General features: G+C 41.0%; 11 protein-coding genes. 8 read left to right on the plus strand and 3 right to left on the minus strand.

Going from position 1 to position 13,227, the window contains the following annotated elements; translation table 11 throughout:
- Positions 1 to 77: 77 nt before the first annotated feature.
- Entirely contained in the window at positions 78 to 1,559 is a 1,482-nt protein-coding gene (putP, locus tag CSV72_RS08555) for a sodium/proline symporter PutP (protein WP_099677991.1), read from the plus strand.
- Positions 1,560 to 1,612: 53 nt separating this feature from the next.
- Here putP and CSV72_RS08560 read toward each other — a convergent pair whose 3' ends face one another.
- Positions 1,613 to 3,841, minus strand: a complete 2,229-nt coding sequence (locus tag CSV72_RS08560; RefSeq protein WP_158232181.1) for an S-layer homology domain-containing protein — start codon at positions 3,839 to 3,841, stop codon at positions 1,613 to 1,615.
- Between the two features lie 146 nt (positions 3,842 to 3,987).
- Between CSV72_RS08560 and CSV72_RS08565 the strand changes: the two genes are divergently transcribed.
- Positions 3,988 to 5,172: a MalY/PatB family protein gene (locus tag CSV72_RS08565; protein WP_099677993.1), complete on the plus strand. Its 1,185-nt coding sequence runs from the start codon at positions 3,988 to 3,990 to the stop codon at positions 5,170 to 5,172.
- Between the two features lie 55 nt (positions 5,173 to 5,227).
- On the opposite strand, the gene CSV72_RS08570 is transcribed toward CSV72_RS08565, so the two are convergent.
- Together CSV72_RS08570 and nfsA are read right to left on the minus strand one after the other, a co-directional pair.
- On the minus strand, positions 5,228 to 6,421 hold the full coding sequence (locus CSV72_RS08570; RefSeq protein WP_099677994.1) for a class I SAM-dependent methyltransferase: 1,194 nt from the start codon (positions 6,419 to 6,421) through the stop codon (positions 5,228 to 5,230).
- Between the two features lie 22 nt (positions 6,422 to 6,443).
- The gene (nfsA, locus tag CSV72_RS08575) at positions 6,444 to 7,175 is read right to left on the minus strand and encodes an oxygen-insensitive NADPH nitroreductase (RefSeq protein ID WP_099677995.1); all 732 of its coding nucleotides are present in this window, start codon (positions 7,173 to 7,175) and stop codon (positions 6,444 to 6,446) included.
- A gap of 288 nt (positions 7,176 to 7,463) precedes the next feature.
- Here nfsA and CSV72_RS08580 point away from each other — a divergent pair, with 288 nt between their 5' ends.
- From CSV72_RS08580 to CSV72_RS08605, 6 genes are all read left to right on the plus strand, one after another.
- Positions 7,464 to 8,165, plus strand: coding sequence for a VOC family protein (locus CSV72_RS08580; RefSeq protein ID WP_099677996.1), 702 nt, complete (start codon positions 7,464 to 7,466; stop codon positions 8,163 to 8,165).
- Between the two features lie 51 nt (positions 8,166 to 8,216).
- Complete coding sequence (gene hflX / locus CSV72_RS08585; RefSeq protein ID WP_099677997.1) at positions 8,217 to 9,485, plus strand: GTPase HflX; 1,269 nt, start codon at positions 8,217 to 8,219, stop codon at positions 9,483 to 9,485.
- Positions 9,486 to 9,733: 248 nt separating this feature from the next.
- A complete protein-coding gene (locus CSV72_RS08590) occupies positions 9,734 to 10,336 on the plus strand; it encodes a DUF6612 family protein (protein WP_369802895.1) in 603 nt (200 codons plus the stop codon).
- A 234-nt stretch (positions 10,337 to 10,570) separates the two neighbouring features.
- Positions 10,571 to 11,521 carry an ABC transporter permease gene (locus CSV72_RS08595; protein WP_099633848.1) on the plus strand — a complete coding sequence of 317 codons (951 nt, stop codon included), beginning with the start codon at positions 10,571 to 10,573 and terminating at the stop codon, positions 11,519 to 11,521.
- The gene (locus CSV72_RS08600) at positions 11,514 to 12,464 is read left to right on the plus strand and encodes an iron chelate uptake ABC transporter family permease subunit (RefSeq protein WP_099677999.1); all 951 of its coding nucleotides are present in this window, start codon (positions 11,514 to 11,516) and stop codon (positions 12,462 to 12,464) included. Before CSV72_RS08595 ends, CSV72_RS08600 begins: the two co-directional genes overlap by 8 nt.
- Positions 12,461 to 13,222, plus strand: coding sequence for an iron ABC transporter ATP-binding protein (locus tag CSV72_RS08605; RefSeq protein WP_099678000.1), 762 nt, complete (start codon positions 12,461 to 12,463; stop codon positions 13,220 to 13,222). The genes CSV72_RS08600 and CSV72_RS08605 overlap by 4 nt, the downstream gene beginning before the upstream one ends.
- Positions 13,223 to 13,227 lie beyond the last annotated feature (5 nt).

Raw genomic sequence — 13,227 nt, forward strand, 5'->3', positions numbered from 1 at the left:
AGTCTCGAAATAAAGGTTCAAAGCACGCTACCTATCAGGTAGTATGAGTACATAGATAGAAAAAAGGAGATGATAGTATGACAGAACAAATGTATCAGCTTATTTCCATAATCGTTTATATGGCGGCTATGCTGTTCATTGGTTGGTATGCGTTCAAACGTACATCGAATCTGACGGATTATATGCTTGGTGGACGTTCACTCGGACCGGCTGTTACAGCACTGAGTGCGGGAGCTTCCGATATGTCGGGTTGGCTTTTGATGGGATTACCGGGCGCAATTTATTTAAGTGGATTAGGTGAAATATGGTTGGCGATTGGCTTGACGGTAGGTGCTTATTTGAACTGGTTGTTTGTGGCACCACGTTTACGTGCCTATACACAAGTCTCGAATAACTCTATCACGATTCCGAGTTTTCTCGAGAACAGATTAAAAGATACTTCTCGTTTACTACGAGTAGCTTCAGGGATCATTATCTTGTCATTCTTCACGTTCTACGTATCTTCAGGTATGGTAGCGGGTGGTAAGTTCTTCCAAAGTTCATTTGGATTAGAGTATCATACGGGGCTTATTATTGTATCAGTAGTAGTGTTAGCTTATACGTTATTTGGTGGATTCTTAGCCGTCAGTTATACTGATTTTGTTCAAGGATTGATTATGTTTTTAGCGCTAATTTTAGTGCCTTCATTTGGTATTTTCATTACAGGTGGATTTTCTGAAACAGCGGCGAGTATTAGAGAAGTCGATCCTTCGCTGTTTAACTTTGTATCAGGTGTGAGTGTAGTAGGTATCATTTCTTCGCTTGCATGGGGACTCGGTTACTTTGGGCAACCGCATATTATCGTCCGTTTTATGGCAATCAGCTCAGTTAAAGAGACGAAAAGTGCAAGACGGATAGGTATTGGTTGGATGATACTAAGTTTGATGGGTGCAATTTCTACTGCATTAATCGGTATCGCGTATTTTCAGCAAAATAGCGCGGACTTAGCGGATCCAGAAACAGTCTTTATTGTTCTAGGACAGATTATCTTCCATCCGCTAATTGCAGGCATTATGCTAGCTGCAGTTTTGGCAGCTATCATGAGTACGATATCCTCTCAATTGATTGTGACATCCTCTGCGTTGATTGAAGACTTGTATAAAGCGGTTTTCAAAACAAATGCCACGGATAGTCGTTATGTATTTTTAGGTCGTCTAGCTGTTCTGCTCGTGACGATTGTCGCAATGGCGCTCGCTTGGCCGAATAAAGAATCTGTCTTGAAGTTGGTTTCGTTTGCTTGGGCAGGCTTTGGTGGGGCATTCGGTCCTATCATCCTTTTATCATTATATTGGAGAAAATTAACGGCTAAAGGTGCGCTATATGGTATGATCACTGGTGCAATTACAGTCGGTATTTGGGGTAACGTCAAGTTCTTATCGAGTTCATTATATGAAATCGTTCCAGGGTTTGTGATCTGTCTTCTTGTTGCAGTTGTAGTAAGTAAAATAACGTATAAACATGACCCGATTATTGAAAAAGAATTTGATGATACAATAGAGTTAATTGAGGAAGGAAAATAAACGAAAAGAGCTATCCTGCACAGTGTGCACGGATAGCTCTTTTTGTTTATATTTTATAATGCGTCGGTAACTTCATCGCCATCGGGTAAATACTCGTACAAGCCAATTTCCTTCAAGCCCTTTTTAATCTTCGTCGTATAGCCAAGTTTTTCATTGGATAGGAAGGTGGCTTTAGAAATAATTAGTTGCTGCAGCGTAGGCAAGTAACTAGGATCAATTTGTTGCCAAAGTTGATAGGATTCAATTAAGTCTTCTAGTGTCAGATGTTTATAATCATCGCCTTCGAAAGTAGATTCCGGAGAGATTTTATACCAAATATCTCCGGAATCACGAATCCATTTATCTTTTTGATAGACGATGGCTCGCTGGATATTGCGTGCGGTTTGAAGATATCTCCAATCCCCGAACTCCTGGTAAGACATGAGTAAAATATTCATACCACCGAGTGCGTGGTTCATGGATGTATGGGTAGTCACTTTCTGTTTGATCGGAAAGTAATCCGCAATGTAATAGGCATCGCTAGCTACCCGATTAATATTGCCTTTTTGTTGTTGGGAAACGAGCAGGTCAGCATAATTACGCAGTGGTTCATTCGGGGAAGGGATCCCGAACTCACCGCCGATATTATAATAGAATAAAGCTATTTGTTCATTGAAACGCGTATCAATAAATGGTGCGTGAATATCATATAGATTTTTTAAATACGTACTGGTTACTTCTGTTTCCCAGTAGGCTTTGTCCTGCTTGAAGTTTTTCAAGTTGACGAAAGCATTATAGACTAGATTCTCAAAATAACGTCCTTTATTTTCATGATAAAGTGTTAAGGCTCGATCTTCTTTCAGCATCAATAACGTACGTCCGTAGTTTTGACCTGTAACGGGCATCGGTTCTGTTGAATCTGCTAATTTATTATATGAACCATCTGCTGTGTACCAATTATTACGCTTCTTGTGATTCTGACTAGTTTCTCTCATCCATTTGAATATATAATCCTTTGAATTAAATAACTGCTCGTCTGAATCGACATACCAGTGGTCGGCAATTTCCCCTGTGTTGGCTTGTAGTGTATAGGAGGATAGCAGTGTTTTTCCAGCTAACGCATAGGAGAAGTTCTCTTGCTCTTCAAGAAGTTCTCGCGAGACGCTTTGTTCGTTATTATCATAGCGAAGGGATAATTGTTTGGATTGATAAGCCTGTCCAATCATCCGCTCTTCTACAGTGCCGTCTGTTTTGATGAAGCGCAACAGACCTGTCGGATAAGTGGTCATATCAGCATCAGTCAAATCTGTGTTTTCACGCATGAGTGGATAGCGATCATAGCGGAATAAGTTAATACGCGCGACATCCTCTTCCTTTTGAAGTACTTCTACCGTAATAGATTCGTCTGTTGGATTATTTAGTTCCGAGAATACAAATACATCTTTATTAGGTAATTCACGAACAGTTAATTTAATTTCTGCTCCTTCTTTTCCAACGGCATACGTATAGGTACTATCACGTGAAAACCCATAATCAGTTTGTGTAAAGTCTTTATATTCAAAGGCATTCTTGGAGCGCAAATAAAGAGGGTGTGTACTGAACGGAACACTTCCTAAATAAGTCTCGGGAACACTTTTTCTATAGGTAACAGACTCTTCCGGAGTGGAAAGTGTGAACTGCTTTGGTTGCTTAATACGATTAGTTTCCACTAGAATCCGGTGCAATGCTTTTGAAAAGTATGCTCTGGATACGAGCGAGTCGCCGTAATGAAGAAACTCCTCTACTTGAGGAAACGTATAAACAGGAATATTTTTCAGCGTTGATCTATCCAAACTAGAAGGCCAGCTAGTAGATAACACTTTACCAAAGTCCTTTTCCATATCAAAAGCCGTAATGAATGAATTCCATAGTTCTGTCTTCGTCAATGGTTCGTCAAAGCCGAAAACACCTTGTTCGCTTGGTTGAATCCAGCCGTTCTCGACAGCGGTCGAAGCAAAACGTGCTTTATCCGATCCCCATGCGATATCTGAAAACCCGTAAGATTTATCAATAAATTTCGATCCGAAAATTTTAGATAAAGAGACAGCAGCTTGCCCCTTTGTTAGCGGTGTTTCAGGATGGAACTGCATATCGAAATTGCCTGTAATGATTTTCATTTCATCCAGCTGCATTATTTCATTTTTCGCCCAGTGATGATTAGGGACGTCTATATATTTTATATCTGTCGTTTGTGCGCTGACAGACTGAATGGAACAAATGAAAAGTAGTGCTAGTAAACCCATTGCGGTATTCCATTTTCTCACGTTCATAACCTCCACCTAAATGTTGCTTCAATACTCTAGTATACCCCAAAATAAATCATAACGACAACGTAGGAAGCGAATAGGGACATATGATACAATCGGAATAGAATGACTACTATAAAGACGATAATAGAGGAGGTTTCTATATGAATAAAGAACAGTTTTTAGAGCGTTATGCAATTGATCGAAAGGGTACGAACTCGCTGAAATGGGACAAGCTTGAGGAACGTTTCGGTGATGCAGATTTACTTGCTGCCTGGGTAGCGGATATGGAGTTTAAAGCACCAGAGCAAGTGATAGAGGCATTGAAAGAAAAAGTGGATTTTGGGGTGTTCGGCTATACATATGCACCTGAATCATATTTTGAAGCGTTTATTAATTGGGAACGTGAGCGTCATGGTTATGAAGTGAAAGAAGAATGGATGCGTTTTTCGACAGGCGTCGTGACTGCATTGTACTGGTTTGTTAATGCATTTACAAAACCTCAGGATGCAGTGATTATTCTATCCCCGGTCTATTATCCTTTCGCCAACGCAGTGAAAGATACTGGTCGTACACTGATAAGTAGCGAACTCATTAATACGGAAGGTATTTACACAATCGATTTTGAAGACTTTGAAAAGCAAATAATCGAGAATGACGTAAAACTATTCATTCATTGTACACCACATAATCCCGTTGGCCGTGTATGGACAGCAGAGGAAGCGGAAAAACTCCTGTCAATCTGTGAACAGCATGACGTGTTGATCGTGTCGGATGAAATCCATCATGATATGACATTTGGCGATCATACACATATACCATCTGCAATTGTCTCTGGAGGGAAGTACTCAGAGCGTGTCATTACGGTAACTTCTGCTTCAAAAACATTCAACTTGGCGGGCTTGTTAACATCCCAGATCATCATAGAAAATGAAGCGTTACTAAAGCAGTTCGATACGTATGTGAATTCCGTGAATCAAACAGAAGTCAATATGCTGGGAATGACGGCTGCAGAAGCGGCTTATAATCATGGGGTAGATTGGCTTGAAGGATTACGAGAAGTCGTGAAATCCAATGAACGCTATGCGGTTGAACAGTTCGCAGAGCATGCGCCTCAGTTAATCGTTACGCCGTTAGAGGGAACGTACTTATTGTGGATTGACTTGCGTGCACATATCCAGCCAGATGGTGTAAAAGAATTCGTACAAGATACATGTAAACTAGCAATTGACTACGGAGAGTGGTTTGGGGAAAACTCAAAAGGCTTCATTCGTTTAAATCTTGGGACGAAACCGCATTATATTAAGCAGGCAGTAGATAGTATCATCGAGCACTTGCCACAATCATAAGTAATATAAAAAGATCACCGCTTCGTCAATATGACGTAAAGGTGATCTTTCGCTATTATATACTGTAATTGTCATTTGTCGGTAGAAAACCAAGCAAAGGCTTCAGTTCATTCTCCAGGAAAGGCTTAGCCTGCAACATATCCCTGAATGCTGCGTAACGATCAATTTGAGCTGCAGTTGGTTGTTTAGTAGTACGGTAAGCACGTATCAAGATGTTCTTAGGTGTGTGCTCCATATCGATGAACTCGACGAGTTGTGCTTCATAGCCAACTAATGTTAGCAACTCTGCGCGGATGGAATCGGTTGCGAGTGCAGCAAAACGTTCTTTTACAAGGCCGTGCTGCAACATGATGTCGAGTGCCGGAGCATGAACTTGTGAAAACAGCTCATGCTGACAACAAGGAACAGATAGGATGACGGAAGCTCCCCAGTTGACTGCTTTAGCCAACGCCATATCCGTTGCCACGTCACATGCGTGAAGCGTGACGACCATATCCACTGCGGTATCCCCATCATATTCATTGATATCGCCTACTAGAAATTCCAGCTGATCGTATTGCAGATCACGTGCAATTTCTTGACATTCTTCAATGACTTCTTTTTTTAGATCTAATCCTGTCACCCGAATATCCAGACCTTTTTCGATTCGCAAGTAATGATACAGTGCGAACGTCAAATAAGATTTACCCGATCCGAAATCGAGTATGCGAATTGGACGGTCTTTTGGCAAGTGGGAAAGCGTGTCATCAATCAGTTCGACGAAGCGATTAATCTGACGGAACTTATCATGTTTTTGATTCTTAACCTTACCTTCGGGTGTTTGAACACCAAGACGAATGAGAAATGGGTAAGGTGTGCCTTCATGTAATGCATAATTCTTCGTACGATTATGCGCATAGTCTACTGTCTTTTCGGTATTAAGGAAAATTCGTTTAATCGAAACCTTCATCTTCTTGGATATTTGAATCTGCATCGTTTCATCTGACAAATCAATATGGAATTGCTTAAAGTTTTCCAAAGCCTCGTGCAAGGGCTGCGCCACGTCTTCTAGCGCCACATTGTCATGCTTAAGAACACGTTCATGTTGATACTCAAATTGAATATAAAATTCACCTTTTAGTTCAAGCGGTTTTAATTTAATTCGCTTCACATCATTGGATTTCATTCGTGGCCCACTAATTGTGGCACGGATGAATGTTCCATCTGTCATGCGTCGCTGGAGTAGTTCCAGCACGTCATCTACTGACATCGTTTGACACTCCTGTCTGTCTTCAGTTCAATAAGAATCCTTGTTTTTCTAAGAATGCCTGGAGATCCGTTCTTCTTGGTGATTCAAGGAAATCGGCCATTTCTTTTGTCCACATTGCATCACGTTGATTGGAGTCACGGCTTGAATAGTATTCTTTCATGATTTCATCATAAGCTGGTAATAGATCAGTGTACTGTTTTTCGTTATACGTGTTTTCATGCAAAATGGCTTCTACAGGTAAACGTGGTTTGACTCCATTGGATTCATTTGGAACACCGATAGACAATCCGAATAGAGGCACAACGCCTTTCGGTAATTCCAGTACTTCTGAAATTTCTTCCATCGCATTCCGTACGCCGCCGATATAGCAAATGCCGTAGCCTTTCGATTCGGCAGCAATGACGACATTTTGTGCGAATAGACCAACATCGACCGCACCAACTAGTACATTCTCTACTACCGTATAGTCGATTTCCTGACCATGTAAACGAGCAGCGTGAGATAGGCGGTTATAATCCATACAAAATACTAATACCGCGCCGGCTGTATAGAATTGGCGGCGGTTCTTGGATAGCTCAGCTAATTGACCGCGTTTTTCAGTGTCTGTGACATACATTACGGTGCAGGCTTGCACGAAGTGAGAACTTGCTGCGTGCTGACCTGCTTTAACTAGTTCCATAACTGTTTCTCTTGAAATCGGCTCATCTTTGTAACGACGAACCGATGAGTGAGATTTTAATAAATCGATTACCATACAATCCCTCCGCATTCGTTATCATCAGGACATAAATACTCCTGAAACTCTTCTTTTATCCTACACTATTCTGACCTTTCGGGAAACACTGAAGCCTATTTTGACTGTAGCTGTTCTCATACTATGAGAGGTTATATTGCATCATTGTCCCGCATCGTGTATTCGTTGTGCAAAAACAATAGGAATGAAGGGGGACTTTCATTTAAGGGATAGGTCGGTGAATCCCGTTTGGTAAGACAGGTTTGATATGATAGAGGGAGATCATCTATTGAGGAGGGAGGGGTTACTATGAAACTCGACCATATGGTCTATTTCACCCAGAATGATGCACAGAGCATTGTTAAAGAGCAACGTGCAAAAGCTACACAGGCAGTAGCTGGTGGACAGCATGAAAACTGGGGAACAGCAAATGCGTTATTGTATGTTGATAATGCCTATATCGAATGGCTGACAGTAGAAGACGAAGACAAAGCGAGGATTGCGGCAGCGCATTTGCCACTCATTGCACACTACTTTCATGATCGGCAATACGGAGATGGCTGGGCGAATGTATGCTTTTCGGTTGAAGATATGGAACAATGGAAAGATGAACTCGATAACAAAGGTTTCACTACAACAAAAATTCACAATGCCTCACGAAAAACAGAAGACGGTGAGTTGCTTCGATGGAAGATGTTGTTTATCGAACAAAGTGTCTCCAATGAATTGCCGTATCCGTTTTTCATTGAATGGGAAGAACCCGAAGCACAGCGAAAAGCTCGTCTCGCCAAGACAGGTGCAAGAACGACTTTCCATCAACAGCGAAAAGTTTCAGAATGTGTTTTTCATGTGGAAGATCCTTTGCAAGAAGCAGGTGAATGGGCGGTATTATTATCGCAGAAAGTCGGCGATGTACATGATATTCGAATCGGGGACGTAGTCTTGCGCTTTATAGAAAAAAGTGAAACGGTGCAACGTTTGGCGGAGGTTCATTTCATATCGAACGATTAGCAAACAGAACGAAGGGTAAACTATATAGAAAGATGTCGGGGGGATACTAGCATGGATGTGTTAATTGAAAAGGCCGTAGTAGTCGGCGTGCACGAACAAAAGGATCTGCACTTCGAATATGCGATGGAAGAACTGAAGAATTTGGCAGAAGCAATCAATGTGGAAGTCATAGGTGAAGTGACACAGAACTTGGAACGGAAAAACCCATCTACTTATATTGGGAAAGGAAAGATTGGTGAAATTCGTGATGTGTATGAAGAAACCGGAGCAAATTTATTAATCTTCAATGATGAATTATCGCCTTCCCAGTTACGAAACCTGGAGAGAGATCTAGAGTGTAAAATTATTGATCGTACTATGCTTATATTGGATATTTTTGCGAGACGCGCGCGCAATCGAGAAGCACAGATGCAAGTCGAATTGGCGCAACTACAATATACATTACCGCGACTCGTAGGACTTCGTGCTTCACTCAGTAGGCAAGGTGGCGGCACAGGAGGCGGCTTACAGAATAAAGGGGCGGGTGAAACAAAGCTAGAGCTCGATCGTCGGAAAATTGAAGATCAGATCGCGAAGCTTCGCCGTGAGCTAGAGCATGTAAGTGATCAACGAGAAACGCAGCGAAAACAGCGTGTCAGAAGTGGCATACCTGTTGTGTCGATCGTGGGGTATACAAACGCTGGGAAATCCACGTTGATGAATCGGTTGCTGCAATATACAGACGTGGATGAATCCAAAGAAGTTAGTGAAAAAGACATGCTATTCGCAACGCTCGAAACCGCTGTAAGAAAAATTAAACTGCAAGATAAAAAAGAGTTCATTTTAACAGATACCGTAGGGTTCGTTTCCAAACTTCCTCACCATCTTGTCCAAGCATTCCGTTCGACACTAGAAGAAGCCAAGAATGCCGATTTACTGTTGCATGTTGTGGACGTTTCAGACGAAGAACATGGTCATATGATGGATGTTACCAATGAAACACTAGGAGATATAGGGGTGGAAAATGTTCCTACCATCAACATATATAATAAATCGGATTTGACTGAAATCTCCTATCCGCGTATAAAAGATCAAAGTATTTGGATGTCAGCTGGCGAAAATAAAGGCATACCTGAATTACTAACATTGATCCAACAAAACTTATTCCGACAATATGTCACGTGTAAATTAATGATCCCATACGACCGTGGAGAAATCGTTGCACATCTAAATGAAAATGCTTCGATTAAAGATACAGCGTACGAAGAAGAAGGTACATTGATGACTGTGGAAATGCCTGAAAGTGAATGTGAACGCCTACAAGAATTCATTATGAAGTGAATGTAAATAAAAAAAGGGCTGCATGCGCAATGCATGCAGCCAAATCCTTTTATCTTTATAAGAAGAGAAAGGGGGTGGGATGCTTCTAGTTTGCCCGATTACTAAGAATTTAAACCTCTTGATAACAAACAAGAAAAATCATGTAAAATAGTCGTTTATATTGCCTACTAATTTGTATCTGATTCTTAATATAATAGGTGGATTTGAAGATTTTCCCCAACTAACCGCACAACAAAGCGAGAGCAATAATTGAGATAGATATGATTCTTGAACCGCTCGCCATTCGTCAAACGATGAATATGCAAGTTGGTGGTGAAGGAATGGCGATAGAACAGTATATGACAGAAGAAGGCTTCTTCATGAAGGATCCAGAGTCAGGTGGTTGGATCAAACTGCCGGATGAAATGTATAAAGAAGTCACCGGTCAAATGGCGGGAGTGACTGAAACACCAGTGGATTTCACCATGTATGAGGAATACGCAGAAGACTTTACATTTGAAGAGACCAACGATGAATACTTTCTGACGTTGGTAGGCTCCGGTGAAAAGTTCAGTGAGCTCATGAAGGAAATGTTGGAAAAGAACATGCCAGTGGGTGCAGATGAATCCATGATGGGAGAAACAGATATGAAAGTTGGAAAAGTTGATATGCAAATTACCATCGATAAAGAGACATTCTTCACAAAAGACTTTGACATCATCATGACAATGGATGAGCAAGGTCAGCAAGTTAAAGTCACACAGAATATTAAAGGTACTATGACAAAGATCAATGAGATTGATGAAATCAAAGTACCGAAAGAAATACTAGATAGTGCCCAAGAAATGAATCAAGGAATGAATCAGCAGTAAATGAATACGCCGTTTTCCGTGTCATACGGAAAACGGTTTTTTCGTATGATTCCATATGGATGAATAAATAACAGTGCATAAGTCCCGTAATCATCAATTAGTGAAAAGTGTTGATAACGATTTTCATTTAGATATTGACATCATATGCTAAACGCGGTAATGTAGTTCTTGAGCGAATGATAATCATTTTCATTTAAGTGAGAAATGCTCAAATATTCGATATCGGAGTTCTTCATGAAGAAACGTTACTTAATTACAGCAGTTATACTTTTATCATTTCTTTCGCTGTTTGTCGGCGCAAGCCGAATCACACCAGCGGACCTATTGGATTGGCGCTCAGAAGCAACAGAAATTTTCTTGATAAGTCGTGTTCCACGATTAGTTGCTATATTGCTTGCAGGTGCAGGGATGAGTATTGCAGGTTTGATTATGCAACAACTGAGCCGCAATAAATTTGTCTCACCTACTACGGCAGGGACGTTGGATGCGACTAAACTTGGAATCTTAGTGTCTATGTTGATATTTACCAACGCGACACTATTAGAAAAAATGGCGGTATCGTTTACATTCGCCTTACTTGGTACATTCTTGTTTATGCAAATTCTGGATCGTATTAAATTTAAAGATGCGATTTTTATTCCGCTAGTCGGATTGATGTTCGGGAATATTTTATCTTCCATCGCCACATTTTTTGCATTTAAAGCAAACGTGATCCAGAATATGTCTGCTTGGCTTCAAGGAGACTTTTCTATGATCATGAAAGGCCGTTATGAGCTTTTGTATATAAGTGTACCTGTGTTGATCATTACATATTTATATGCGAATCGATTTACAGTGGCGGGTATGGGAGAAGACTTTTCCAAGAACTTAGGACTCGCTTACAAGAGTATCGTCAATATCGGATTGATCTTAGTCGCATTAATTACGACAACCGTTGTATTGACAGTAGGTCTGATTCCTTTCCTAGGGTTAATCATTCCGAACATCGTCTCGATTTTCAAAGGAGACCATCTGCAAAAGACGTTGCCGCATACCGCATTGCTAGGTGCAATCTTCCTTCTTATCTGTGACATTCTAGGCAGGGTTATTATCTTCCCATATGAAATCTCGATCAGTTTAATGGTCGGTGTCATCGGAAGCGCAATCTTCCTGTTCTTGTTGTTTAGGGGGAAAGCCTATGCGTAACTCAACGAAACTGCTAATTTTATTGGCATTCTCATTAGTCTTTTGCGGGCTGTATCTATTTCAAGGTTTGAACGGCAGCTATGACTATGCACTTCCTAGAAGAGCAGTCAAAGTCGTGGCTATGGTTTTAACAGGTGTAGCAGTGGCATATTCCACAGTTATTTTCCAGACAATCACACATAACCGCATTTTGACACCAAGTATCATGGGATTGGATTCACTCTATATCCTGCTGCAAACCGTACTCATTTTCTTTTTCGGATCTACATCATTTGTACTGGTCAACCAGCAGTTTAACTTCATGCTGTCTGTAGGTGCGATGATATTGTTCGCCTTGCTGCTTTATCACTTCTTATTTGGTAAAGGGAATAGGCCGATTTATTTCTTATTACTAGTCGGCATCATCGTAGGTACATTTTTCGGAAGTATATCGACATTCCTGCAAGTGATGATCGATCCGAATGAATTCTTGCGTGTGCAAGATAAGATGTTTGCGAGTTTCAACAATATCAATGGCGATCTCGTTTGGTGGGCATTATCGATATTGGTTATCACACTTATTATCGGTTGGCGCTATATCAATGAACTCGATGTTTTATCATTGGGACGCGATACAGCTATCAATCTAGGTGTGCCGTATCAGTCGGTCGTCAAGATCATGCTGATTTTATCGGCAGTACTGATTGCGGTGTCCACTGCACTTGTAGGTCCGATTACTTTCTTCGGGCTAATTGTAGCCAACTTGTCTTACCAATTCTTCAACACGTTCAAGCATTCAGTGTTAATCGCCGGTGCTGCGTTGATGAGTGTCATTGCATTAGTAGGCGGTCAATGGATCGTTGAACGTCTTTTCTCTTTCTCGACCACACTCAGTGTGATCATTAACTTTGTCGGTGGCATTTACTTTATCTACTTATTATTAAAGGAGAGTCGATCTTCATGATTCAAGTTCGTGAGATAACGAAGTTTTATGGGAAAAAAGCAGTCGTCGAAAAGGTCAGTGTAAATATTCATCGTGGAAAAATCACATCTTTCATTGGACCGAACGGGGCTGGTAAATCTACTCTTCTATCAATGGTAAGTCGTTTAATGGATGCCGACACGGGCGAGGTATTGCTCGATAAAAGCAAAGTGAAAAATATGAAATCCAATGATTTTGCTAAGCGCGTCGCCATTTTAAAGCAATCCAACTTCATGAATGTCAAACTTACCATCCGTGAACTTGTTTCGTTCGGCCGTTTCCCGCATAGTAAGGGCCGTCTTCAGGAAGAAGATGAGCGGATGGTGGATCAGGCGTTGGAGTATATGGGCCTGACAGACATGCAAGAAGCTTATTTGGATGAATTATCGGGCGGTCAGCGTCAGCGAGCTTTCATTGCGATGACGATTGCACAAGACACTGATTATATCTTGCTCGATGAACCACTGAATAATCTGGACATGAAGCACTCCGTGCAAATCATGAAAATCTTGCGCCAGCTTGTCGATGATCTTGGCAAAACGGTGGTCATCGTCTTGCATGACATCAACTTTGCCTCTGTCTATTCAGACCGCATCGTTGCGTTGAAAAACGGAAAAGTCGTCAAGGACGGAGTAACAAACGATATTATTACCTCAGATTCATTACGTGAAATTTATGATATGGAAATCCCGATTCAACAAATGAAAGATTGCCGTATTTGTGTGTATTTTAACTCTTAAAATAA

The organism is Sporosarcina sp. P20a, from assembly GCF_002743175.1.
Lineage (GTDB): Bacteria > Bacillota > Bacilli > Bacillales_A > Planococcaceae > Sporosarcina.